Source organism: Mycobacterium sp. RTGN4 (assembly GCF_033804635.1).
In the GTDB taxonomy this organism is placed as follows: Bacteria; Actinomycetota; Actinomycetes; order Mycobacteriales; family Mycobacteriaceae; genus Mycobacterium.
Genome location: NZ_JAPZLB010000003.1, coordinates 291,875 through 315,497 on the forward strand (window position 1 = coordinate 291,875; position 23,623 = coordinate 315,497).

Annotated in this window: 20 protein-coding genes; 9 read left to right on the plus strand and 11 right to left on the minus strand. The window is 66.5% G+C overall.

Annotated features, from left to right (window positions below):
• Window positions 1–109: 109 nt before the first annotated feature.
• On the plus strand, window positions 110–1,564 hold the full coding sequence (locus SLQ30_RS08350) for a threonine/serine ThrE exporter family protein (RefSeq protein ID WP_319445787.1): 1,455 nt from the start codon (window positions 110–112) through the stop codon (window positions 1,562–1,564).
• Here SLQ30_RS08350 and SLQ30_RS08355 read toward each other — a convergent pair.
• Window positions 1,561–3,480: an ABC transporter ATP-binding protein/permease gene (locus tag SLQ30_RS08355; protein ID WP_319445788.1), complete on the minus strand. Its 1,920-nt coding sequence runs from the start codon at window positions 3,478–3,480 to the stop codon at window positions 1,561–1,563. The two genes, SLQ30_RS08350 and SLQ30_RS08355, sit on opposite strands and share 4 nt — an antisense overlap.
• Before the next feature lie 256 nt (window positions 3,481–3,736).
• Here SLQ30_RS08355 and SLQ30_RS08360 point away from each other — a divergent pair, with 256 nt between their 5' ends.
• Complete coding sequence (locus tag SLQ30_RS08360) at window positions 3,737–4,534, plus strand: DUF4349 domain-containing protein (protein WP_319446079.1); 798 nt, start codon at window positions 3,737–3,739, stop codon at window positions 4,532–4,534.
• A gap of 1 nt (window position 4,535) precedes the next feature.
• Here SLQ30_RS08360 and SLQ30_RS08365 read toward each other — a convergent pair whose 3' ends face one another.
• Window positions 4,536–4,826 (minus strand): WhiB family transcriptional regulator, encoded by a 291-nt coding sequence (locus tag SLQ30_RS08365; RefSeq protein WP_319445789.1) that lies wholly within the window; start codon window positions 4,824–4,826, stop codon window positions 4,536–4,538.
• Between the two features lie 444 nt (window positions 4,827–5,270).
• Between SLQ30_RS08365 and SLQ30_RS08370 the strand changes: the two genes are divergently transcribed.
• The 3 genes from SLQ30_RS08370 to SLQ30_RS08380 all read left to right on the plus strand — a co-directional run bounded on the left by SLQ30_RS08370 (window position 5,271) and on the right by SLQ30_RS08380 (window position 7,981).
• Window positions 5,271–6,050 carry a hypothetical protein gene (locus SLQ30_RS08370; protein WP_319445790.1) on the plus strand — a complete coding sequence of 260 codons (780 nt, stop codon included), beginning with the start codon at window positions 5,271–5,273 and terminating at the stop codon, window positions 6,048–6,050.
• An 88-nt stretch (window positions 6,051–6,138) separates the two neighbouring features.
• Complete coding sequence (locus SLQ30_RS08375; protein ID WP_319445791.1) at window positions 6,139–6,717, plus strand: sigma-70 family RNA polymerase sigma factor; 579 nt, start codon at window positions 6,139–6,141, stop codon at window positions 6,715–6,717.
• Complete coding sequence (locus tag SLQ30_RS08380) at window positions 6,710–7,981, plus strand: anti-sigma-D factor RsdA (protein ID WP_319445792.1); 1,272 nt, start codon at window positions 6,710–6,712, stop codon at window positions 7,979–7,981. Before SLQ30_RS08375 ends, SLQ30_RS08380 begins: the two co-directional genes overlap by 8 nt.
• Window positions 7,982–7,994: 13 nt before the next feature.
• Here SLQ30_RS08380 and SLQ30_RS08385 read toward each other — a convergent pair whose 3' ends face one another.
• Window positions 7,995–8,399 (minus strand): DUF5319 domain-containing protein, encoded by a 405-nt coding sequence (locus SLQ30_RS08385; protein WP_319445793.1) that lies wholly within the window; start codon window positions 8,397–8,399, stop codon window positions 7,995–7,997.
• A 152-nt stretch (window positions 8,400–8,551) separates the two neighbouring features.
• Here SLQ30_RS08385 and guaB point away from each other — a divergent pair, with 152 nt between their 5' ends.
• From guaB to guaA, 4 genes are all read left to right on the plus strand, one after another.
• Window positions 8,552–10,093, plus strand: coding sequence for an IMP dehydrogenase (gene guaB, locus SLQ30_RS08390; RefSeq protein ID WP_319445794.1), 1,542 nt, complete (start codon window positions 8,552–8,554; stop codon window positions 10,091–10,093).
• A 20-nt stretch (window positions 10,094–10,113) separates the two neighbouring features.
• Window positions 10,114–11,241, plus strand: coding sequence for a GuaB3 family IMP dehydrogenase-related protein (locus SLQ30_RS08395; protein WP_319446080.1), 1,128 nt, complete (start codon window positions 10,114–10,116; stop codon window positions 11,239–11,241).
• A 94-nt stretch (window positions 11,242–11,335) separates the two neighbouring features.
• Window positions 11,336–13,072 carry a GMC family oxidoreductase gene (locus tag SLQ30_RS08400; RefSeq protein ID WP_319445795.1) on the plus strand — a complete coding sequence of 579 codons (1,737 nt, stop codon included), beginning with the start codon at window positions 11,336–11,338 and terminating at the stop codon, window positions 13,070–13,072.
• A 127-nt stretch (window positions 13,073–13,199) separates the two neighbouring features.
• Window positions 13,200–14,771 (plus strand): glutamine-hydrolyzing GMP synthase, encoded by a 1,572-nt coding sequence (gene guaA, locus SLQ30_RS08405; RefSeq protein WP_319445796.1) that lies wholly within the window; start codon window positions 13,200–13,202, stop codon window positions 14,769–14,771.
• A gap of 6 nt (window positions 14,772–14,777) precedes the next feature.
• On the opposite strand, the gene SLQ30_RS08410 is transcribed toward guaA, so the two are convergent.
• The 8 genes from SLQ30_RS08410 to SLQ30_RS08445 all read right to left on the minus strand — a co-directional run bounded on the left by SLQ30_RS08410 (window position 14,778) and on the right by SLQ30_RS08445 (window position 23,622).
• Complete coding sequence (locus SLQ30_RS08410; protein WP_319445797.1) at window positions 14,778–15,704, minus strand: MerR family transcriptional regulator; 927 nt, start codon at window positions 15,702–15,704, stop codon at window positions 14,778–14,780.
• Between the two features lies 1 nt (window position 15,705).
• Window positions 15,706–17,226: an NAD(P)/FAD-dependent oxidoreductase gene (locus SLQ30_RS08415; protein ID WP_319445798.1), complete on the minus strand. Its 1,521-nt coding sequence runs from the start codon at window positions 17,224–17,226 to the stop codon at window positions 15,706–15,708.
• Window positions 17,210–18,130 (minus strand): ferritin-like domain-containing protein, encoded by a 921-nt coding sequence (locus tag SLQ30_RS08420; RefSeq protein ID WP_319445799.1) that lies wholly within the window; start codon window positions 18,128–18,130, stop codon window positions 17,210–17,212. The genes SLQ30_RS08415 and SLQ30_RS08420 overlap by 17 nt, the downstream gene beginning before the upstream one ends.
• Window positions 18,131–18,140: 10 nt before the next feature.
• On the minus strand, window positions 18,141–18,974 hold the full coding sequence (locus SLQ30_RS08425; protein ID WP_319445800.1) for an SDR family NAD(P)-dependent oxidoreductase: 834 nt from the start codon (window positions 18,972–18,974) through the stop codon (window positions 18,141–18,143).
• Between the two features lie 5 nt (window positions 18,975–18,979).
• Window positions 18,980–19,957, minus strand: a complete 978-nt coding sequence (locus tag SLQ30_RS08430) for an alpha/beta hydrolase (protein ID WP_319445801.1) — start codon at window positions 19,955–19,957, stop codon at window positions 18,980–18,982.
• An 82-nt stretch (window positions 19,958–20,039) separates the two neighbouring features.
• Window positions 20,040–20,759, minus strand: a complete 720-nt coding sequence (locus SLQ30_RS08435; protein WP_319445802.1) for a hypothetical protein — start codon at window positions 20,757–20,759, stop codon at window positions 20,040–20,042.
• Window positions 20,756–21,979, minus strand: coding sequence for a zinc ribbon domain-containing protein (locus tag SLQ30_RS08440; RefSeq protein WP_319445803.1), 1,224 nt, complete (start codon window positions 21,977–21,979; stop codon window positions 20,756–20,758). Before SLQ30_RS08440 ends, SLQ30_RS08435 begins: the two co-directional genes overlap by 4 nt.
• Complete coding sequence (locus SLQ30_RS08445; protein WP_413467963.1) at window positions 21,976–23,622, minus strand: peptidase S53; 1,647 nt, start codon at window positions 23,620–23,622, stop codon at window positions 21,976–21,978. Before SLQ30_RS08445 ends, SLQ30_RS08440 begins: the two co-directional genes overlap by 4 nt.
• Between the last annotated feature and the right edge of the window lies 1 nt (window position 23,623).

Here is a 23,623-nt window from a genome sequence, read left to right on the forward strand (position 1 = left end):
GTCAGGTGTGCTCAGCCTCACGGCATAATCCCTGGTATTCGACGTTGCCAGGAGTAAACTGCATTTAGCTCATGACTTGAGTTCGTCGTTCGTGTGGGAGGGAAGTGTTGTGAAGTTGACCCGTGAACCTGCGGGCCAGCAGTGGCGGGCACGTCAGCGCGAGATCTTGAACCGAATCGTCAGGGAAACGGATCCCCCGACGGACGCCATGCCGCGGATGACGACCTCGACGCGCACGGAGCTCGACGAGGCTTACCTTCAGCGCGTAGGCGAGGTGCTTGACCTGGCCGGGAGCATCGGCGCCATCCTGATGTCTTCGGGGACGCCGACGATGGCCACGATGGAGCAGGTAAGGGCCATCACCGCGGCGTACGGCGTAGAGCGCTGCGAGGTCGACGTCATCAGCACGACGATCCACGTGACGGCCTACTGCGGACCCACGTCGCCCGCGGCCAGCACGTTGCACGTCGTCCAGTCCCGCTCGATCGACTTCAGTCGGTTGGCTGCCGTCGACCGGCTGGTCGCGCGTATCCGCGCGGGTCAGGTGTCGCCGACGAACGCTCGCGACGAACTGGACGCCATCATCACCGCACCGCACCCCTACAAGCGCTGGGTGGCCACCCTGGCCTGGGGCGCCCTGGCGTTCGCGACAGCCGGAACCCTCGGCGCCAGTCTGCTGGCTTGTCTGGTCAGCGCGCTGAGTGCCATGACGATCGACCGGGTCAACCGCCGGCTCAACAAACAGGGCCTCCCGTTCTTCTTCCAGTACGCGGTTGGCGGTGCCATCGCGACCGCGCCGCCGCTGGTGCTCTATTGGCTCGGTCCCAAGATGGGGCTGCACTTCGAACCGACGGTCGCCATCGCGGCCGGCCTCGTCGTCCTGCTCGCGGGCCTATCGCTGGTGAGCTCGGTCGGCGATGTCATCAGCGGTGCTCCCGTCACCGCTGCGGGCCGCTTCTTCGAGTTGGTCATGATGACGGGTGCGACGATCGCCGGCGTGGCGTTGGTGTTGCACCTCGCGAACCGTTTCGGCGCGCCGTTCGTGGCTATCGGCGCGACGGCACCGCCCGCCTTGGCGGAGTTGCCTGCGCGTGTCGCGTTCGGCGCCGCGAGCGCCGCCGCCTACGCCCTGGCTTGCTACGCCGAACGGACCGCAGCGGTGGCAGCGGCGTTCGGCGGTGCGGCAGGCACCATCGTCTTTCTGTTGGCGCAGGGCTGGGGTCTGGGTGCCGTCGTCGCGTCGTTCGCCGCCGCGGTGCCGATCGGCTTGGTCGGCAGGCTCATGGAACGCCGCAATCTCGCGCCACCCATGGTCGTGTCGATCGCGGGCATCGTGCCCCTGCTACCGGGTCTTGCGCTGCTGCACGGGATTTACGCGATTCTCAATGACCAGCACGCCGTCGGGTTCGCTGCGGTGTTGGGTGCGTTCGCGGTGGGGACTGCGCTCGCGGCCGGCGTCACGTTGGGCGAATGGAGCTCGTGGAAGGTACGGCGGCGCCCAATCCAGACTCGCCGCCGCAGCCGTGGGACGCGAAGCGTCGAGCCCGCGCTGGCTCGCAGCTAGACCAGTGCCGCGGCACCTTCCACCGGGCCGAGCTGCCATTGGCCGTCTCCGAGCAACTCGAGATGCTGGTTGTGATGCCGGTTCACCGTGCTGCGATGGGTGACGCTGACGAACACCGTCTCCGGTAGCTCCCTGCGCACCAGTCCGTAGATCATGAACTCCAGCGGCTCATCGAGCGCCGAGGTGGCCTCGTCGAGGAAGACCGCCTTCGGCTTGGTCAGTAGCACTCGGGCGAATGCGATGCGTTGCTGTTCGCCCGGCGAGAGCACCTTGGCCCAATCGGCCTCCTCGTCGAGTCGGTCGACGTAGCGCGGGAGCGCAACCGCCAGCAGGGCTTCCCGCAGCACGTCGTCGGGAAGATCGCCCGGCTCGTGCGGATAGGACACCACCGTGCGCAGGTCGCCGAGCGGAACGTAGGGCAGCTGCGAGAGGAACATCGTTTCGTTGTCACCGGCGGGACATCTCATGGCGCCGGACGCAAACGGCCACAGCTGGGCGAGGCTGCGCAGCAATGTGGACTTTCCGGTGCCGGACTTGCCCGTGATGATCATCGCCTCACCGGGATTCAGGCGCAGGCTCAGGTTGCTGATCAACTGCTCGCCCGCGGGATTTCGGACGTCGACGTCATCGAGTTCGATCGCGCCGTCGGTGTTGGCCGAGACGGCGACGACGGGTAGTTCGCGGCTTTGCTCGTTGGCGACGACGAGTCCGTGCAACCGGATGATGGAGGCGCGGTAGCCGGCGAACACGTCATAGGAATTGCGGAAGAACGACAGTGCGTCCTGGATGGCGCCGAAGGCCGTCACCGACTGCGTGACGTCACCTAGGGTGATCTGACCGGCAAAGAGCCTGCGCGCCTGCAGAATCCACGGCAGCGGAATGATGATGTGGCTCACCGAAAGGTTCCATCCGGTGAACACCATCGTCTTGTTCACGAACCGCTTGTAGTTGGAGACCACCGGCTCGAACCGGGACCGCAGCTGAAGGCGCTCCGCCCGCTCGCCGCGGTAGAGCGCGACCGACTCGGCCGCATCGCGCAGCCGCACCAACGCGTACCGGAATGCGGCGTTGAACTTCTCGTTGTTGAAGCTCAACCGGATCAACGGTCGGCCGAGCCAGAACGCGATGACGCTGCCGAGGGCCACATAGCCGAAGACGATCCAGAACATCGCGCGCGGAAGCGTGAATCCGAACATCGACAGCTCACCGGACAGATTCCACAGAATCCCGGTGAACGACACGACCGAGACTATCGACGAGATCGCGCCGAATGGCAGTGTGCCGTTACTGGTTTGGTGTGGCGTGTTGGGTTGCGGGCCCGAAAGGGCGGTGAACACGTCGATATCGGATTGGATGCGCTGGTCGGGGTTGTCGATGGCGTCGATGAACCGGCCGCGGTAGTAGGCGCGCCCGTCGAGCCAGTCGCCGGTGAGCCGGTTGGTCAGCCACGTTCGCCAGGCCAGCATGAAGCGCTGGGTGATGAAGAGGTCAACCATGACGCGGGTGACCAGAATCGCGGCCAATACGCAGAACGTCAGCAGCGAGAACCAAAAGCCGTTGGCGCCAGAGTCTTTCACCTGCTGGTTGCCGGTGGCCAGCCCCTGCACGGCGATCGTGGCGGCGGTGTACAAGTCGTTGCTCTGATAGCTGAACAGCACCGACAGCCGCACGCCGATGATCACCGACAAGAGCAGTGCCGACAGGGAGAGCCATGGTTTGACGCTGTGCCTGCCGACGAAGTACGCACCGGTGACGTACCAAAACTGGCGGCCCCACGTCGTATAGCGGGCGATGATGATGAGCACCGTCAGCGTGCAGGCCGCGGCGATCGCCCAGGCCCTGCCGATCCACAGCAGCGAATCCACTAGCGCGTGCGCCCAGTCAAGCGAGGGCGTGAAGGGTTTCACGTCGTTCATCGGGGCTCCTGTCGTCCCTCGGGATGGCGATGACGGCGGGCGAACGTTACCGCGCCACGAAGCGGCAGCGCGAAGGATGGCTCACAGCCGTTGGTGGCCGAACTCCCAGCCGATGGCTAGGTTGGCGAAGATGAAGATCAGGCTGGGTCGCCGATGGCTGCCGCAGGCGATGGCCGGGATTGCGGTAGCGGGGTTGCTGGCGGCCTGCGCGGCGGGGTCGCCCGAGCACACTGCGCCCGCGCCAGCGGCCACCGCCATGAAGGACGGCATCGGCGCACCGGCTCCCGAGTTCGGGCCTGCTGAGCCGCCGAACGCCCAGCGCGACGTGGTCAAGACCGCGTCGATGACGATCACCGTGTCCAACACCTCGGACGCCGCCGACAAGGCCGCCGTCATCGTGGAGGACACCGGCGGTCGCGTCGACAGTCGCTCCGAGGATGCGGGGTCTGGTCGAGGTCGGGCCAACACCTCGGTCGTGTTGCGCGTGCCTGCGGCGAAACTCGACGAAGCGATGCGGCAGCTGAAGGCGCTGGGCACGGTGCGGTCGGCTGAGACCAGATCCGAGGACGTGACGGCGCAGCGAGTCGATCTGGACGCGCGCATGAAGGCGCTGCAGACGTCGGTCGATCGGCTCCTTGCGATCATGCGCGACGCCAAGGATCCCGACGCGCTGATCAAGGCCGAGGGTGCGCTGTCGGAGCGCCAGGCGGACTTGGACAGCCTGCGCGCACAACGCGAGCAGCTCGGCGCTCGCATCGACTACAGCACCGTCGACGTCAACTTCGTCGCCGATCAGATCGGCGGGCCCGAACCGCAGCAGTACAGCGGCTTCTTAGGTCAGGTCGAACGGGGTTGGGACGGCCTGGTGTCGGTGGCCGGCCACTTCGTCATGCTCTTCGGTCTGTTGTTGCCGTGGTTCGGCGTGTTGGCCGTCGTCTGCGGAATCGGTTACGGAGTGCTCAGGCTGGTGCGGGCGCGTCGTTCCCGAAGCGTGGCGGAAATGACGACGATCCCCGACCGGGGCCGGGGATCGTCGGACGAATCAGGGGGATGATTTAGGCGCTACGGCGGATGCCCCGCTTGAGCAACATCTCCCGCTCGGACTCCGACAGCCCACCCCAGATGCCGTACGGTTCGCCGACGGCAAGGGCATGGGAGCGACATTGGGCGACAACCGGGCAACTCCGGCACATCTCCTTGGCGCGCATTTCTCGCTGGGCACGGGCCCGGCCACGCTCCCCGTCAGGGTGGAAGAACATCGATGAATCAACGCCCCGGCAAAGGCCGGCCATCTGCCAATCCCAGATGTCGGCGTTGGGTCCGGGTAGCTGCTGCGGCTGTGGCATGTGGAAAACCCCTCTCTACGCAACCTCTTTCGGGTAGCGGAGGTTGCGCGTGAGTCGTGGAACCGATCCGAGCACAGTCGCCGATGACTTCTCGTGCACACAACGTAGAAGGGCTCACGAAATGGAGTCAATAGCCAGCACGTGTGCTCAGGCGCATTAGAGCAGGGTGAGAATTTACATCACGTTCATCATTGCGACCTTCCCGCAACGACCAGCGTGATTACGAAACGCAAACCGTGCGATGTCGATTCGTGTTTCCGCTGTTCGGTGACAAAGGTGTCGTATTGCGAATTTCTAGCGCTCAGTAGGCAGTTGATGTCCCGTTAACGTCGTGAGCACAAACTGTTAACCAATGTTGGCTTGGCAACACTTTAGGTTGCCGGGCCCGCCGGTACCGGGTACTTGGGCAGGTGTTCCGCGCCGTATTGATAGCGTCGCCGTTCGATGAACACGTTGGTCGAAACGGCGTTCGGGGCCGACCCCGGCCGCTGGCCGCTGCCCTCGGCGAAGACAGCTGAAGAGCGCTGGCTACGCGCGGTCGCCTTGGGTGGCCAGGGTCGGTACGCCATGGCGACGGCCGAACTCGAGGCGCTCGCGCGACTGCAGGACCGGGGACCGTTCCCAGCGCTCGCGCTGAGTACGCGGGCGTCGTTCCTGCGCCAGCTCGGATGGCATTCCCACGCACGCACGTGGGATGGGCGTGCACTCGCGCGCGCAGGGGTTGACGCGGACGCCAGGGCCGACGCCTTGATCGGATTGGCCGCCGACGCGCTCGGTGTTGGTCGGTTCCCGCTGTCCGCTCGGTTGTTGGCCCGCGCGAGGCAAGTGGTCGACGCGGGCGCCTCGGCCCGGTTGCCGGTACGCCTGGCGTGGGTCAGCGCCGAGCTTGCGATGGCGACCGGCGACGGGGCCGCGGCGGTTGGACACGCCGAGCGCGCGGTAGACCTTGCCGGGGCCCTTGATTCAGTGCGACACGCCGTCAAGTCCGACGTCGTGTTGGCCGCTGCGTTGTGCTGCGCGGGCGAGCCCGACCGGTCCCGACGCGTCGCGGATACCGCCCTCGACGCTGCCGAGGGGTATGGCCTGGTCCCGCTGACCTGGGCCTTGGCGTGCCTGCTCGCCGACGTCGGGAGCGGGTCGCGCGGGCGGTCCCAGATCGTTGCCGTACGCGACGATTGTGCTGCCGCTGTGCATGATCGAGGCGGCGTGTGGTCGAATCGCTGATCCCACCTGCCACCGCGGGATCACTAGTCTTTAGCTGACCCATCAGCTGAGAATCGCCCCATCCGTAACGCTGGAGATGCTGCGCACGATGACAATTTCGGGAGACGGTCTCGATGATGTCGTTGCTAGAGCAGTGTCAGGCGATCGAGCTGCCCTCCAGGAGGTGCTGCAAACCATCCGGCCGATCGTGCTCCGGTATTGCCGGGGAAAGATCGGAAGTGCGGAGCGAAGTGGTTTGTCAGCGGACGACGTTGCTCAGGAGGTGTGCTTGGCCGCCATCACGGCGCTGCCGCGCTACAAAGATCAGGGACGACCGTTCCTGGCCTTTGTATACGGCATCGCCGCGCACAAGGTGGCCGACGCATTTCGCGCCATGGGGCGAAACCACTCCGACGCCACCGACTCGCTTCCGGACCGGGCCTCGCCGGGGCCGGGCCCAGAGCAGTTGGCGTTGGACTCCGACGCGGCAGCCCGCATGGACAGGCTCTTGGCGACGTTGCCCGAGAAGCAACGCGAGATCGTCCTGCTGCGCGTGGTGGTCGGACTGAGCGCCGAGGAGACCGCTGAGGCGGTCGGGAGCACCCCGGGCGCTGTGCGCGTAGCGCAGCACCGCGCACTGACGAAACTGAAGGCCGAGCTAACCGGAAGGAGGGATGGCGATGCCTGATTTTGGTCGCTGGACCTCCAACGGTGGAGACCCTTCGCTCAACGAGATCAATCGGGTGGATCGATTCTTCGACGCGCTCGCCTCCAACGAGACCGCCTATTCGACCGACCACGCCGAGGCCGAGCTCGCCTTCCTGTTTGCGGACTGGCGTGACGAGGTCCGCGAGCCACCGGCCACGGTGCAGCTGACCACCCGCGACGCCGCCGCAGCGCTCGATGGCGCGCGAGGCAATGGGCGCAGCCGTTCGTCGTTCGCTCTCGTCGGGTCGGTTGCTGCCGCTGTGCTCTGCATCGGTGGATTCGGCGCGGCCGTGTACAGCGCCGGTCCCGGCGACTCGCTGTACGGCATGCGGACCACGATGTTCGGCCAGGAGGCTTCGCGCGACGACCAGGTGGTGCTCTCGGCGCAGACCGAGATGATGCAGGTTCAGAAGCTGATCGATCAGGGCCAGTGGCAGCAAGCCCAGGACAAGCTCGTCGCACTGAGCACGCAGGTGCAGACCGTCGACGCACCCGAGCAGAAGCAACAGCTGACCCAGCAGTTCAACGCGCTGACGTACAAGGTCGTCGAGCAGGATCCTGCGGCGACGTTGCCTCCGCCAGATCAGCCGCAGCCGGTACTGCCCAGTTCGCCGCTGACGCTGCTGCCCGTGCCAGTGGTGGTCGACTCCAGCACGACGACGACCTCGTCGACGCCGACGTCCATTCCGACGTCCTCTTCGTCGGATACACCAGGCTCGGAGACCTTGCTGATTGCGCCGCCGCCCGCTTCGGAATCCCCGGGGCCCGCGGGCGAGCCGGGTTCACCGTCGTCGACGCCGAGCAGTCCGTCGTCGTCGCCGAGTAGTTCGAGTAGTACGCCGTCTTCGAGTAGTCCCAGTAGCTCGCCGTCGTCGTCGCCCAGTAGCCCGAGTAGCGCGGCGTCGTCGCCGCCCAGCAGCCCGCCAACGTCCCCGCCGAGCAGTCCGTCGTCGGTTCCGCAGCAGCCTGCCGAAGTGACATCGGTCACGCCAGTAACGCCCGTAGTGCCTGCGCCGGCAGCGGCTTTGCCGCCGTCGTCACCCGCCAGCCAGGCGCCTGCCTCGCAACCCCGGCTTGCGCCCAACCCGGAGCCCGCTTCGCCGGCTGCGGGAGGCTCGTCTGGGGTGGGTCAGTCGGTCGCGCCAATTGAGCCGGTGGAGCCGTCGCGCGCGCCAGAAGCGCCGAAGCGGTCAGGTGGGGATGAGCAGGGCGTTCCGGCGACGACGGTCATGCCGCCGCACTAGGCGATTTGCGCCTTCAGCGATATCCGTCGGATTCCGACGTCGCCTCGTTCAGCGATGCATCGGCGTACCCGCGGCAGTAATCCCAGGTCACGTAGGCCTCGGGTTCCGGGTCATATGCGGGCTCATGGGGCCGGACCGTGCCGTCCACCAGCAACTGCAGCAGGTTGGCCCGCAACATGTCCCAGTCGTGATAGTGGTCTTGCTGGCATTCGTCGCAGCACACCACCAGGCCGCGAATTCCCTTGTGAGCCAAAAGAGCTTCATAGACGGCCAAGTCGGCCAGATCGGCCTCGACGGCGACCCGCTCCTGGGGGTCTAGCGGCTGGCCCGGCTCAAGCGCATCCAGCGCCGCCGATGGATCACACGGGTCATCGGCGAACGGGTCGGGAGGCAAACCCGGCGGCAGGTGGTCGCGCACGGCTCCACCCTACGCAAGGCCTGCCGTATCGCGCCAGCGGTCCACGCCGTTGCGCCGACGTCGAATGGCGCGGGGCAACCAGCCAATGGGATGCGTCCAGATAAGATGGATGTTTACGTCTCTACGTACCGCCCCTACTGGAGGCCCCGCCCATGTCGATCGCTGAAAGCAGCCTTCCCATCGCCGTTCCCGTGCCCACCGGCGGCGACGATCCGACCAAGGTCGCGATGCTCGGATTGACCTTCGATGACGTCTTGTTGCTGCCGGCTGCCTCCGACGTGGTCCCGGCCAACGCCGACACGTCCAGTCAACTCACCAAGCGGATCCGGCTGAAGGTGCCGTTGGTGAGCTCGGCGATGGACACCGTCACCGAGTCGCGGATGGCCATCGCCATCGCGCGCGCCGGCGGCATGGGCGTGTTGCACCGCAATCTTCCGGTGTCCGAGCAGGCCGGCCAGGTCGAGACCGTCAAGCGGTCGGAGGCTGGCATGGTCACCGACCCCGTGACGTGTTCACCCGACAACACGCTCGCCGAGGTCGACGCGATGTGTGCGCGCTTCCGCATCTCCGGCCTTCCCGTGGTCGATGCGGGCGGCCAGCTTGTTGGGATCATCACCAACCGGGACATGCGCTTCGAAGTCGACATGAACAAGCCCGTCGCGGAGGTGATGACGAAGACGCCGCTCATCACCGCGCAGGAGGGCGTGTCCGCCGAAGCCGCATTGGGGCTGTTGCGCCGCCACAAGATCGAGAAGCTGCCGATCGTCGACGGGCACGGCAGGCTGACCGGCCTCATCACCGTCAAGGACTTCGTCAAGACCGAACAGTTCCCGCTTGCCACCAAGGACAGCGACGGCCGACTGCTCGTCGGTGCCGCGGTCGGCGTCGGTGGCGACGCGCGTGAGCGGGCGATGACGCTGGTCGACGCGGGTGTGGACGTGCTCGTCGTCGACACTGCCCACGCGCACAACCGTGGCGTGCTGGAAATGGTCTCCTGGGTCAAGGCGATGGCGGCCGGACGCGTCGACGTCATCGGCGGCAACGTCGCCACCCGCGCCGCCGCAGCCGCGCTGGTGGAGGCCGGGGCCGACGCGGTCAAGGTCGGAGTCGGACCAGGGTCGATTTGCACGACGCGCGTGGTGGCCGGTGTCGGCGCCCCGCAGATCACGGCGATCCTCGAAGCCGTCGCAGCGTGCGCGCCGTCCGGGGTCCCGGTGATCGCAGACGGCGGGCTGCAGTACTCCGGCGACATCGCCAAGGCGCTGGCCGCAGGCGCGTCGACGGCCATGCTGGGCTCGCTGTTGGCCGGCACCGCGGAGGCGCCGGGCGAGCTGATCTTCGTCAACGGCAAGCAGTTCAAGAGTTACCGAGGCATGGGTTCGCTGGGTGCGATGCAAGGGCGCGGCGCCGCCAAGAGTTACTCGAAGGACCGCTACTTCCAGGACGACGTGCTCTCCGAGGACAAGCTGGTGCCTGAGGGCATCGAAGGCCGGGTGCCGTTCCGTGGCCCGCTGTCTACGGTGATCCATCAACTGACCGGCGGTCTGCGCGCGGCGATGGGCTACACCGGATCGGCCACCATCGAGCACCTCCAGCAGGCGCAATTCGTGCAGATCACCGCGGCCGGGCTCAAGGAGAGCCATCCGCACGACATCACGATGACCGCCGAAGCGCCCAACTACTACACGCGTTAGGGACAAACCGCATGCGTGACATGGTCGAAATCGGCATGGGCCGAACCGCCCGCCGCACTTACGAACTCTCCGACATCAACATCGTCCCGTCGCGGCGCACGAGGTCGTCGCAGGACGTATCGACGGCCTGGCAGCTCGATGCCTACCGCTTCGAGATCCCCGTCATCGCCCATCCGACCGATGCGCTGGTCTCACCCGAGTTCGCCATCGAACTCGGCAAGCTCGGCGGGCTCGGCGTGCTCAACGGCGAAGGGCTCATCGGTAGGCACGCCGACGTCGAGTCGAAGATCGCTCAGGTCATCGAGGCCGCCGAGAAGGAGCCCGAGCAGTCCACCGCCATCCGGCTGTTGCAGCAGTTGCACTCGGCGCCACTGGATCCCGAATTGCTGGGTGCGGCCGTCGCGCGCATTCGCGAAGCCGGCGTCACCACCGCGGTCCGGGTGAGCCCACAGAACGCGCAGGCTCTGACACCCGCGCTGGTGGCGGCGGGCATCGACTTGCTGGTCATTCAGGGCACCATCATCTCCGCCGAGCGGGTCGCGCAGGACATCGAGCCGCTCAACCTCAAGACGTTCATCTCCGAGCTAGACATTCCGGTGGTCGCCGGTGGCGTGCTCGACCACCGCACCGCCCTGCACCTGATGCGAACCGGAGCGGCGGGCGTCATCGTCGGGTACGGCTCGACATCCGGCGTCACCACCAGCGACGAGGTGCTCGGCATCAGCGTGCCGATGGCCACCGCGATCGCCGATGCGGCCGCGGCGCGGCGCGAGTACCTCGACGAGACCGGCGGTCGTTACGTCCACGTGCTGGCCGATGGCGATATCCACACGTCCGGCGAGCTGGCCAAGGCCATCGCGTGCGGTGCCGACGCGGTCGTTTTGGGCACACCGCTGGCATTGGCTGCGGAGGCGATGGGCGACGGCTGGTTCTGGCCGTCGGCGGCCGCGCACCCGTCGCTGCCTCGCGGTGCCCTGCTGCAGATCGCGCTCGGGGAACGGCCCTCGCTCGATCAGGTGCTGAGCGGCCCGTCGGACGATCCCTTCGGGTCGCTGAACCTGGTCGGTGGGTTGCGCCGGTCGATGGCGAAGGCGGGTTATTGCGATCTCAAGGAATTCCAGAAGGTCGGCCTGACCGTCGGCTACTGACGCGTCGAGATCTGCACCACGGCCGTCACGACCGGCGGGGAACTTAGGCTTGCCTCTCTAGCTTGTTACCGGGCGGTAAGTTCATAATTGCTTGATGGAGCCTGACTACGACGTCCTGATCATCGGCTCGGGTTTCGGGGGCAGCGTCAGCGCACTGCGGCTCACCGAGAAGGGCTACCGCGTCGGCGTGCTCGAGGCGGGTCGTCGCTACGAGGACCGCGACTTCGCGAAGACGTCCTGGAACCTGCGGAAGTTCCTGTGGGCACCGCAGTTCGGGATGTACGGAATCCAGCGAATCCACTTGCTGCGCAACGTGATGATCCTGGCAGGCGCGGGCGTGGGTGGCGGCTCGCTGAACTACGCCAACACGCTGTACGTACCGCCCGACCCGTTCTTCAACGACCCGCAGTGGAAGGGCATCACCGACTGGCGCGCTGAGCTGATGCCGTTCTACGACCAGGCCACGCGAATGCTGGGCGTCGTCACCAACCCGACGTTCACCGACGCCGACCGGATCCTGAAGGAAGTCGCCGAGGACATGGGCGTCGGCGACACGTTCGTCCCCACCCCCGTCGGAGTGTTCTTCGGCCCCGACGGCGAGAAGACGCCGGGCAAGACTGTTGCCGACCCGTACTTCGGCGGCGCGGGTCCGGAGCGCACGGGCTGCCTGGAGTGTGGTGCGTGCATGACGGGCTGCCGGTTCGGCGCCAAGAACACGCTGCTGAAGAACTACTTGGGGTTGGCGGAATCAGCTGGCGCGCAGGTACATCCGCTCACCATGGTCAAGAGCTTCGAGCAGCGCGCCGACGGGCTGTGGGAGGTCCGCACCGCCCGCACCGGCAGCAAGCTACGCCGGCGGAAGAAGACGTTCACCGCGCGCCACGTGGTCCTGGCGGCAGGCACCTACGGCACGCAGAAGCTGCTGTTCAAGATGCGCGACGCGGGCAAGCTTCCGAAGCTGTCCGACCGACTCGGCCTGCTGACCAGGACCAACTCGGAATCGATCGTCGGCGCGGGTCGGTTGGCGGTGTCCGACGACCTGGACCTGACCCACGGCGTGGCCATCACGTCGTCGATTCACCCGACCAGCGACACTCACGTCGAACCCGTGCGATATGGCAAGGGCTCCAACGCGATGGGGCTCCTGCAGACGTTGATGACCGACGGTGCCGGACCTCAGGGCACCGATGTGCCGCGCTGGAAGCAGCTGCTCCAGAACGGACAGGCCGATCCGAAGGGCACGCTGCGACTGCTCAACCCGCGACGGTGGAGTGAGCGCACCGTGATCGCGTTGGTCATGCAGAACCTGGACAACTCGATCACCACCTTCACCCGGAAGACCAAGCTGGGCTTCCGCATGTTGGACAGCAAGCAGGGCCATGGCGAGCCGAATCCCACCTGGATCCCGGCAGGCAACGAGGTCACCCGGCGCATCGCCGAGAAGATCGACGGCGTGGCCGGCGGCACCTGGGGCGAGTTGTTCAACATTCCGCTGACCGCGCACTTCCTCGGCGGCGCCGCGATCGCGGAGAGTCCCGAGCACGGCGTCATCGATCCCTACCAGCGGGTACACGGATATCCGACGCTTTCGGTGATGGACGGCGCGGCCATCTCTGCGAACCTCGGTGTCAATCCGTCGCTGTCGATCACCGCGCAGGCCGAGCGTGCAGCGGCGCTGTGGCCCAACAAGAACCAAGACGATCAGCGGCCCGCCCAGGACCAGCCCTACAAGCGGCTTGCGCCCATCGCGCCCGAACATCCCGTGGTGCCGGCGTCGGCACCGGCGGCGCTGCGCCTGCTGCCCATCACGTCGGAACGTTCGGCAGGCTAGCTCACGACCGAGAAGGCCTCGCCTGCTAGCTGACTGTGAATGCGCTGCGGAGGCCCGAATAGTCGGTTGTCGGCTGTCGGTACCCGCTGCGCAGGGGTAATCGGGGCGCCCCCACTAGACTGGCCAAGTGGAAACGGCATCTCCCCGACCCGTCCTAGTGGTCGACTTCGGCGCGCAATACGCGCAGCTGATCGCGCGTCGCGTTCGTGAAGCGAACGTGTACTCCGAGGTGGTCCCGCACTCTGCGACCGTCGACGAGATCAAGGCCAAGGATCCCAGGGCGATCGTATTGTCCGGCGGGCCCGCCAGCGTGTACGCCGACGGTGCGCCCCGACTCGATCCCGCGCTATTCGACCTGGGCGTACCCGTCTTCGGCATCTGCTATGGGTTCCAGGCGATGGCGCAGGCACTGGGCGGCACCGTCGCACACACCGGCACCAGTGAATACGGCCGTACCGAGCTCAAAGTGACCGGCGGACAGCTTCATTCGGATCTTCCCGAGACCCAGCCGGTGTGGATGAGCCACGGCGACGCGGTCACCGAAGCTCCCGAGGGTTTCGAGGTCGTCGCCGTCAGTGCGGGCGCCCCCGTCGCTGCGTTCGAAAATCGCGCCAGGCAACTCGCGGGGGTGCAGTACCACCCCGAGGTGATGCACACGCCCCACGGACAGCAGGTGTTGAGTCGATTCCTGCACGAGTTCGCGGGCATCGATGCGACGTGGACGGCCTCCAACATCGCCGACGCCTTGGTCGAGCAGGTAAGGACCCAGATCGGCGATGGCCGCGCCATCTGCGGGCTGTCCGGTGGGGTGGATTCGGCGGTCGCGGCGGCCCTGGTCCAGCGCGCCATCGGCGACCGACTGACCTGTGTGTTCGTCGACCACGGGCTATTGCGCGCAGGGGAACGTGGCCAGGTGCAGCGCGACTTCGTCGCAGCCACCGGCGCCAAACTCGTCACCATCGATGCCGAGGGCCGCTTCCTCGAGGCGCTTTCGGGGGTCACCAACCCCGAGGGCAAGCGCAAGATCATCGGCCGCGAGTTCATCCGGGCGTTCGAACGGGCGGTGCGGGCTGTCGTAGAAGACGAGGTGGGCGACAACGGAGATGAAGTCGACTTCCTGGTGCAGGGCACGTTGTATCCCGACGTCGTCGAGTCAGGTGGCGGAGCAGGCGCGGCCAACATCAAGAGCCATCACAACGTCGGCGGCCTGCCCGACGACCTGAAGTTCAAACTCGTCGAGCCACTGCGGCTGCTGTTCAAGGACGAAGTTCGTGCGGTTGGTCGCGAGCTCGGGTTGCCCGAGGAAATCGTTGGGCGCCAACCCTTCCCGGGGCCCGGGCTTGGCATTCGCATCGTGGGCGAGGTGACCGCCGGCCGGCTCGACACGTTGCGGCGCGCCGATGCCATCGCGCGCGAGGAGTTGACGGCCGCGGGGCTGGACGACCAGATCTGGCAGTGCCCGGTGGTGCTGCTGGCCGACGTCCGCTCGGTCGGCGTGCAGGGGGATGGTCGCACCTACGGGCATCCGATCGTGCTACGCCCGGTATCGAGCGAGGATGCGATGACGGCCGACTGGACCCGCGTGCCTTACAAAGTGCTGGAACGGATTTCGACGCGGATCACCAATGAGGTGCCCGAGGTCAACCGGGTGGTGCTCGACGTCACCAGCAAGCCGCCGGGCACCATCGAGTGGGAGTGACGCGGCTCAAGCGTCCGGATCCTGCTCCGCTTCCTTGGCGATGAAGTCACCGAGGATCTGGCTGACGGCCGACTCGATGGTCGACTCGATCGAGAACGCCAGCGTTGCGCTGACCGCGCTGACGGCTTGAGTGCGAAACCGCACCAGCATCGTGATCAGTTCGGCCACTTCGGTATCCGGTGGCAAGGCCGCCCCTGGCTTGATCTGGTCGACGACGTGCTCGACGCCGGCCTGAACCAACAGTCCGCTGATCTGGTCGATCAGTGGGGCGATCTGTTCGTGAAGGTCGATGAGCTTTTCGGAGGTCACGCCGTACTGACGGATTTCGTTGAACGCCTCGATGAGCTTGGGACGCACGACGACGGCTTCTTGAACGTCGCCGGAGTCCTCGAGCCGGACGACCCCGAGGCCGATCAAGCGCTCGAAGCCCCCGTCGTCGTCGACAAGCCGCTTGGCGTCGGACACGCTCATGCGTTCGGGTTTCTCGGTGGCCCAGCTGCCCGCGATGGCGGACTCGAGCCCGAGCATGTCGCCCAGGTTCTTGCCCTGCTCCCACGCGCTGAGCATTTCGTGCACGTGGGCGATGTTGTAGCCACGGTCGAGCAGCGAGGTGACGAGCCGCAGCCGCGTCAGGTGGGTGTCGTTGAACAGCGCGATCCGACCCACCCGCAATGGGGGATGTAACAGCCCTCGATCGCGGTAGACGCGGATGTTGCGGGTGGTAGTGCCTGCCAGCCGAGCCAGTTCCTCGATGCGGTATTCACCGGACGCGGCGACGCCATGCGGTTGCACCGCCGCGTCGAACAGCTGCGACACCGCATTCTCGATGACGTCGCGTGACCCGCGCCTCAGCTGCCTGGGTGCGCGCCGAAGCCCACCGAGGATGGTCGATATCGCGCCGGCCTGCTGACGCGGCGGCTTGGCCGACGACATCTCAGGCGGACGACGTGAGGGTGTCGCCGCTGTGGGCGCCCGCGCGGGCGACCGCCTCGTAGTCGGAGAATCGGAAGTCCTGCATCTGTCGAAGATACTGGGTGGCGAACCCCGGGTACATCGATGCGTTGAAGCCGTCGGCGGTGAGGTACCAGCTGCTGCAGCCGCTCATCCAGGTGGTCTTGGTCAGGCGCCGCTGAATGTGCGCGTTGTGACGCCGCTGGACGTCAGCGTGGACGTCGAGGTACCGCAGGTTCTCCTTGAGGATCGTCGTGATCCCGGCTACGGCATACTCGAGTTGGCCCTCGACGTACACCAATAGCGAGTTGTGCCCCGGCCCCGAGTTCGGTCCGGTCATGAAGAACAGGTTCGGAAAGCCGTTGGCGTTGATGCTCTTGTAAGCCTGTGCGCCGCCGGTCCATTCGTCGGCAAGCGTGCGGCCGCCGAGCCCGGTCACGGGGTAGGGCGGGCCGTTCAGGTGGACGTCGTACCCGGTGGCGAACACGATCGCGTCGAGGTGGTGTTCGATACCGTCGCTGGTGCGGATCCCGACCGGGCTGATGGTCGCGATGGGCCAGTCGATGAGTTTGCAGTTGTCCCGCTGCAGCGCCGGGTAGTAGTCACTCGAGATCAGCATGCGCTTGCAGCCCGGCGTGAAGTCCGGGGTGAGTTGACGCCGCAACCACGGGTCCTTCACCTGGCGATGCAGATGCGCCTTGCTCAACCGGGCTACCAGCCCGGTCAGTGGGGAGTTCCATACCAGCGCGGTGGCGCTTGCCTCATGGCCCCAGAATAGAAGTTGGCGGGCAAGATCTTGTGCGGCAGGCACTTTGGCGAACAGTTTCTGCGCCCGCGCAGAGGTGGGGAAGTCCAGCCGCGGCATCACCCAGCCGGGCGTGCGCTGAAAGACCTTGACGAACTCGGCCTGCTTCACCAACTCTGGCACGATCTGGACGGCACTCGCGCCCGTGCCGACGACGGCCACCCGTTTGCCGGTGAAGTCGTAGTCGTGGTCCCAGTCGGCGCTGTGGATCACCGTGCCTTCGTACGTCTCGAGGCCGCGGATCTCGGGGAGTTTGTGGTCAGGCAGCGGACCGGAGGCAAGTACCACCGTGCGAGCCAGGAAGCGCTTGCGGCCGGTGGTGGTCACCGTCCACACGCCCTCGTGCTCGTCGAACGTCAGGCCGTTGACTTCGACGCCGAACTGGATGCGGCGGCGCAGGTCGAACTCGTCGACCATGTCCTCGATGTGCTGACAGATCTCGTCGGCGGGGGAGTAGGCGCGCGACCAGGTCGGGTTCTTGACGAACGAGAATGAGTACAGCAGTGACGGAATGTCGCACGCCGCACCGGGATACGTGTTGTCACGCCAGGTGCCGCCGACGCGGTGGTCGCGCTCGACGAGCACGATGTCGTCGACCCCGGCCTCGGTGAGTTTGATGGCGGCGCCGATGCCGGTGAACCCGGTTCCGACGATGAGCGTGTCGTGGACGTGGGTGGGCACCTCAGGCCGCCGGCTCATAGGTGACTTCCTTGACCCAACTCGGCACTGCGGGCAGCAGCGGCCGGGGGTATCGGTCGGACAGCCAGACCATCGAGTTGGCGAGCAGGTGGTACGGGTGGCGAGGGTTGGTGACCACGCCGGCGTAGCGCCTCAGGAACCGGTATGTCGGTACCCGCCTGGTGGATTCGCCCCGATCGCCGAGCTCCTTGAACCGCTTCACGGCTCGGTACAGCCGCTCTGGTTCCATGCCCATGGCGGTGATCTCGTTGCGGATCCTGTTGATCAGCGGTGCACCCATGATCGCGCCGATGACCAGTCCCGGAGTGGCGTTGTGGCCGATGAAGTCGATCAGCAACCGTCGGATCTTGGCGTGCCCGATCATGTCGAGCACCTCGAAATCCACCACCAGATGCCGAGATTCGTCGTTGTTGATCTTCTCGAAGACCTGGTGGCACACCGGGTCGGACACCTCGTCCAGCAGGAACTTCAGCAGCGCGCCGTCGAGGGCGACCTCCAGCATCGGGATGACCGTGCCGAGCAGTGACAGCGGCATGTCGTCGGCCCAACGGTCCAGCCAGTCGATGGCAAGCCGGATGTTGACGTTCGGTTCGGGGACTTCGCCGTCCTCGAGCATGCTCCAGCGCTTCATCAGGGCCAGTTCGGCGTTCGCGTGGCGCTGCTCCTCGGCGTGGAAGTAGCGGTAGATCTCGGCGATGGTGGGTGTCGGCGCCTTCTTGGCGAGTGCGGCGAATCCACGCGCGCCGATGTTCTCGATCCAGCACAGGTCGGCCATGAAGGCCTTCAGCTGCGGTCGCTGCTCGTCGGTGATGTGCTCGGCGCCAGGTGCATCCCAGTCGATGTCGGCCAGCGCCCACTGGCGGTCCTTGATCTTCGCCAGCATCGCGTCCATGTCGATCGCCATTTCGATCCTCCTAGTTGGTGATGCGGCTAGTAAGGCCGACGGCGCGGGTGTACACCGTCGGGGTGAAACGCTTGATGCCCCAGCCGATTCGGGCGTCCGGTTGCGGCATGCAGTACAGGCCGCCGCGGTCATTGGTGTCCAGGCACGTGCGCGCCACGCGTTCGGGGGAGAAGCCGGTCCAGCGCATCAGCCGGTCGGCCAGTTGGGTCGACTCCGCGGTGATGCGGCCTGCTTCCACGATATTGGTCTTGACGAACGTCGGGCACAGCACCGTGACGTTGACTCCGGTGCCAGAGAGTTCGGCGGCCAGCGTCTCGGAAAGCGACAGCACGCCGGCCTTGCTGACGTTGTAGGCGGCCATGCCTGGTGCGGCGCCGAACGCGGCGGCCGACGCGACGTTGATGATTCCTGCGGGCCGGCCCGCCTCGCGCAGGATTGGTGCGAAGACGTGGCATCCGTGGATCGGGCCCCACAGGTTGATGCCGAGCACCCAGTTCCAGTCGTCGAGGTCGGCCTCGCCGATCGCCATTCCGCCCGCGCCAACGCCTGCGTTGTTGATCACCAGGCTCGGCGGTCCGTCAAACCAGGTGTGCGCCGCCTCGGCCAGCAGGTGAACGTCGTCGATTCGGCTTACGTCGCACCGCAAGGCGGTCGCCTCGCCGCCCGCTGCGTTGATGGAGTCGGACGTTGCGCGTGCCGATGCGGCATCGACGTCGCTGCATGCCACCCGGCCCCCGCGTTTGGCGAGTTCGACGGCGAAGGCCTTCCCGATGCCGCTTCCGGCTCCGGTGATGACGGCGGCGGCCCCGCGGCTGCGCTTGTGCGACGACCCGAAGATACTCACGGGGCTCACCCGGCAATTTCGTGAATTGTGTTGGTGCTGAGTGTCGTTGCGATGAATCCCGCTACGTGACGCATTGCGGCCACCGCTTCCGGGCTGAGTCGGGGTAGCGCCTGGAAGACATGCACCTGATCGGCCCACACCTGAAGTTCACAGTGGGCACCGGCGGCGCGCGCGTCGGATGCGAGTGTGCGTGCGTCGGCGACGAGCATCTCGGCTCCGCCCGCCTGGATCAGCGTCGGTGGAAGCGGACGTCCGCCCGCGACGTCGAGGGTCAACCGCGGATGTTCGAGTGAGGTTCCCGCACAGTACAACCGGATCAGTCGGGCGGCATCGGCTGCGCGGATCGCCGGGTCGCGTCTAAGGTCTTCGCGAGCGCGGGCGAGCCCGAACGTCAGGTCCATCAGCGGCGACAAGAGCACCATGGCAGCCGGATGCGTCACGTCGGGCTGCAACAGCAGGTCAACGGCGAGGTGTCCGCCTGCGGAGTCCCCGGCGATGACCATGCGGTCGAGGGGCAGTCCAGAACCGCCGAGCCAGTCCCATCCGGCACGCACGTCCGTTGCCGCGCTTGGGAAGCGGTGGCGTGGGGCCAGTCGGTAGTCGATGCTGAACACGGGCAGTCCGGTGAGCCGGGACAGCCATGCCGTCAACCTTCGGTGCGTGCGTGGTGAGCACAGCGCATATCCACTGCCGTGCACGAAGTAGATGGCGGATTCGCCGGTTGTAACGCCTGGCCCCCGCACCCATTCCCCAACCACGCGGCGACCGTCGGCCAGGCGTACGTCGACCGGTTCGGCGCGGGTCCCGGCCAAGGACGGCCCGAAGGTGTCCATGATGCGGGCCACGATCTGTCGCGATGCCCACAGTCCCCAGGCTCGCTCCGGTGGGAGCGCCGCGCTGAGTTGCCGCAGGGTCAGGGTGCTCGCGGTGGCCGCGACCCGGGATCGGACGGAGCCCCTCGTTGGGCTGGTGTGACTGCGCACAACGTGAGTACACCAGCGAATGATGACATTTGTCAATGTCAACATTGGTGCGTGGGCAAACCACGTCGCGGATCGCGCCAGGTCAGCGCAGTGGATCTCCGCGCCACGTGAAGCTGTTGACGTACTTGCCCATGTCGAGCGCCAGCTGCAGGTTGGCCGCGGAGGGCTTGCCGGAACCGAAGTCGGGACCGAACTCGTGGAATGGCCCGACCGCTCCGGCGATGAGTGCAAGGTCGTTCTTCACCGCGACCAGCACGATCACCCGCATCCGGGAGTAGTTCGCCGTCGCGCCCTGCGGCCAGCAGTCGGCGGCCAGCCCGTAGCCGGGCTGATAGCCCACCATCGCATTGGGGATCTCATAGGCGGTCTTGGTGTCGGGAAATGTCTGCTTGACCAGCGCGGTGGCGATCTCCTTTGCGGTGCGGCCCGCGGCGGGCTGGCTAAACAACCGCATGGTGCCGCCGTCGCCCGCAAGGAGGTCGGCCGTGACGCTGTCTGCGGCCGTGGTGACCTTGTATGCCGCACCTTCGGCCGGGTAGGAGACCGAGAACGTGCCGTCGGCGGCGGTGAACCGGGGATTGGCCGTGACGGGCTGGCCCATTGGTGGGTGCCCACAATCGGGTGGGCAGATGTAGCGGGCCGACGGCTTTTCCAGGGCGCCGGAATACGCGACCAGACCCGCGGCGACGACCGCGATGGCCAGCACCCAGACGACGACGAGGTGGCGATGCGACTTCTTGGGCAGTACGGGCGCGGTGTACGTACCCGAGAAGTAGGCGTGGCCGGGGTAGGTCGTGGTCACGAGTCGGGCTCGGCGACGTTGAGTACGGGCCGGTTGTCACGCCGGGCCTTGCGCGAGGTTCGGGACGACGACCGCATAGCGGTACCGCAGGCAGTGCAGAACGCCATGTCCGGGACGACGTGGCCGCATTCCGTGCAGACGATGGGCTCGTCTTCGCGGATCTCATCGTGGGCCTCGTGCAGCAGCGCGAGATGCAGCCCCACCCTCAAGGCCAGCAGGGCAATGGCGGCGATCGTGAGATGTACGGCGAGCTGCCAGATTTGGGGGACTCCAGCGACGTCGATGAGCCCAAGCCCGGCGTAGATCGCAATGACCGCCACCCCCATGATGGCGAGCGCCATCCGGACGTAGTTGCGGCTCTTGTGCTTTCGATCGGCCGGCCTGGCGAACCACAGCGCAGTGCCGATGAGTCCGCCCACCGACGCCGCCGTGAGCGGCACCGCGATGCCCTGGATTCCGGCCTCCACCATGAGGCCCTGCATCGGTCGACCCCTGGCGATCATCCCGCTGGCGAACTGGGGCGCCAACCGCGTCAACGTCGCTGCGCCGGTGAACATCAGCGCGCCCAACGCTCCAAGGGCGAAGCCGTCCAACGCTTCTTCGTCGTCCCTGGGGCGCAGGCGTGCCAGGGCCACCGGGACGAGCATCAGAATCATGCCGCCGACGGGAACCCCAAGCCCTTCCCGCACGACTCGGATGCCGCTGATGCTGGCGCCAAGCGGCACCCCGTAGGAACGGGCGACCATCGCCCCGGTGAGCAACACCCAACCGACCCCGAGTCCGATGCCCAACGCGGCGGTGAGCACGAGCGTGGCGGACGGGATGTCTCGATGGGAGTCGGCCTCCTGCAGATAGATCAGGAACAGCAGCGGCAGGCCGAGTGCCGACACGGTGATCAGCGCCGCCGGAAGGCGGAAGAAGGTGGCGGCGACGAGCGTGGCGAACAACAATGCGAGCCCGATGGCGAACGGCAGCCGTGAGCCGGCGGACAGCTGTGGGAAGAGCGAGCTTGCGATGTTGGGCTTCAGCAGGTGTTCGCCGGCTGCGGCACTGAAGGATCTGATGCGCAACCACTTCGGGCCGTTTCGCTTGTGATCGGTCAAGTGCGACCCGCACCAGCCGCAGAACTCCCCTGCGGGGACGTCCATCTCGCATTTCCCGCACTCCACCGTCGGCCGCGCGTTGTCGGTCGATTCCGAATTGGTGTCTTCGGTGCTCACGAGATCTCCCGCTGGAATACGAGGAGGTTGCGGACCAGGTTGTCGATGTCTGGCGTGCCGAGGCCGCTGACGAGGTCGTAGCCCGGTCCCGCAGTGTCGACGGCGTTGCCGCCGAGTGTCACGTCGCGGAAACCGGGCAGCGGGGCGCCCGCGGCGATTCGGTACAGCAGCGGATTGAGGTCACCAATCGCGGTGCCCCCGTTGGAAATCAGGTACTGGTTCATCACCGCCGCCAGCCCCGCCCAGATGGGCGCCGACTGCGAGGTACCACCGCCAACGACGGGCTGCCCGTCGAGCACGATCTTCACTCCGGTGAACGGGTCCGCGACCGCCGCGATGTCGGGAGTCAGCCGCTTGCCGGTATTCCGGTCCTTGGCAACGTTGTTGGTGACTCCGCGCTGCCACCATGGCAGGTCGAACAGCGCCGAGACGCCGCCGCCGGTGCCCTGAGACAGCGGAACGTCGAACCAGGCCTGCTCGGAGACCCAGCCGCCCTTGGCGTCGGTGGACAACGTGGTGCCACCGACGCTGGTCATCTCCGGAAGCGAAGCCACCGAGTCGAGTCCGATGTCGGAGGGTCCTGGTGGGGAGTCCCAGTCGTCTCCGCCCTTGCATTCCAGGCCGGCCAGATCGCCGCTGGCGTCGAACGCCGTGGTGCCGCGCTGGTGCGCATCCACCAATGCGGAGCGCACGGGAGCGAGATCCGCTGCGGTGACGAGCTTGTCGCACCCCCAGCCGATCGAGAAGTTCCACACCGAGCCGGGGAACTGGCGTTCGGTGTCCTCCAGCATCTGCCCGATCTTCACGTAGGCACCCCCACCCTCCACGGTCGGACGCGCATTGACGACGACCTTCTTCGCATCGGGCGCAATCGCATGTGCCACTTCGAGATCCATCGTGGTCTCGCCGTACGGTTCGGGTAGTTGGTTGCCGACGACGGTAGGGGTGAACTTGGGCAGCCCGAACGTGCTCGCGAACGTGTCGAGGTCGGACTGGGCGAAGCCGTTGAACGCGAAGATCACGATCGTCTGCCCCTTGCCCGTGAACCCGTTCTTGACGAGTTGCGCGGCGTTGTACGTCGTCAGCAGCGCGTCCGGGCTCAGCCCGCGGTCCGGCACCTCCAACGGCAGGATCGGCGGCCGCGAAGTGTGATGCGGCGTGTAGCTGAGGATTCGGCCAAGCTCGGCCACCTCGGCGCGCAGTTGTGTTGGCACCTCGGGCTGTTGGGGAGACGCGTAGAACGCCTGGCCGCGCTTGCCGAGGTAGTCGTGCACCTCGACGTCGAAGGCGTTGGCCACGGCACTCGAGGCGCCTTCGACGACGGCCCAGTCGTCACCGGGCCGCCAATGCACCGACATGTTCTTCCCGTCGGCCCAGTCGATCAACGCAACGGGTGCGCTGCTTTTCTTCAGCGTCGCGGTGAGTTGGACGTGTTCGTCGTGGGACGGGCCGAGATCCGTTGAGGCGGCAAGCAATGACGCGAAGGGTCCACTGATTTCAGCGGGACCGTCCGGATGGGGTGTCATGTGCAGGTCCGATGCGAGCACCAGGACCGCAGACGTGACAAGGGCCAGTAGTAGCCAGTGCCATGGGGTGGTGCGTCGACCGGGTGTGGTCACGGTCGAGGACGGCTGCCAAACCATC

Coding starts and splice junctions, on each gene's coding strand:
- guaB (WP_319445794.1), top strand. CDS start 8,552: ATGTCGATCGCTGAAAGCAGCCTTCCCATCGCCGTTCCCGTGCCCACC.
- SLQ30_RS08370 (WP_319445790.1), top strand. CDS start 5,271: ATGAACACGTTGGTCGAAACGGCGTTCGGGGCCGACCCCGGCCGCTGG.
- SLQ30_RS08415 (WP_319445798.1), bottom strand. CDS start 17,226: ATGAGCCGGCGGCCTGAGGTGCCCACCCACGTCCACGACACGCTCATC.
- SLQ30_RS08400 (WP_319445795.1), top strand. CDS start 11,336: ATGGAGCCTGACTACGACGTCCTGATCATCGGCTCGGGTTTCGGGGGC.
- SLQ30_RS08395 (WP_319446080.1), top strand. CDS start 10,114: ATGGTCGAAATCGGCATGGGCCGAACCGCCCGCCGCACTTACGAACTC.
- SLQ30_RS08380 (WP_319445792.1), top strand. CDS start 6,710: ATGCCTGATTTTGGTCGCTGGACCTCCAACGGTGGAGACCCTTCGCTC.
- SLQ30_RS08375 (WP_319445791.1), top strand. CDS start 6,139: ATGACAATTTCGGGAGACGGTCTCGATGATGTCGTTGCTAGAGCAGTG.
- SLQ30_RS08420 (WP_319445799.1), bottom strand. CDS start 18,130: ATGGCGATCGACATGGACGCGATGCTGGCGAAGATCAAGGACCGCCAG.
- SLQ30_RS08360 (WP_319446079.1), top strand. CDS start 3,737: ATGAAGGACGGCATCGGCGCACCGGCTCCCGAGTTCGGGCCTGCTGAG.
- SLQ30_RS08410 (WP_319445797.1), bottom strand. CDS start 15,704: ATGTCGTCGGCCAAGCCGCCGCGTCAGCAGGCCGGCGCGATATCGACC.
- SLQ30_RS08445 (WP_413467963.1), bottom strand. CDS start 23,622: ATGGTTTGGCAGCCGTCCTCGACCGTGACCACACCCGGTCGACGCACC.
- SLQ30_RS08355 (WP_319445788.1), bottom strand. CDS start 3,480: ATGAACGACGTGAAACCCTTCACGCCCTCGCTTGACTGGGCGCACGCG.
- SLQ30_RS08365 (WP_319445789.1), bottom strand. CDS start 4,826: ATGCCACAGCCGCAGCAGCTACCCGGACCCAACGCCGACATCTGGGAT.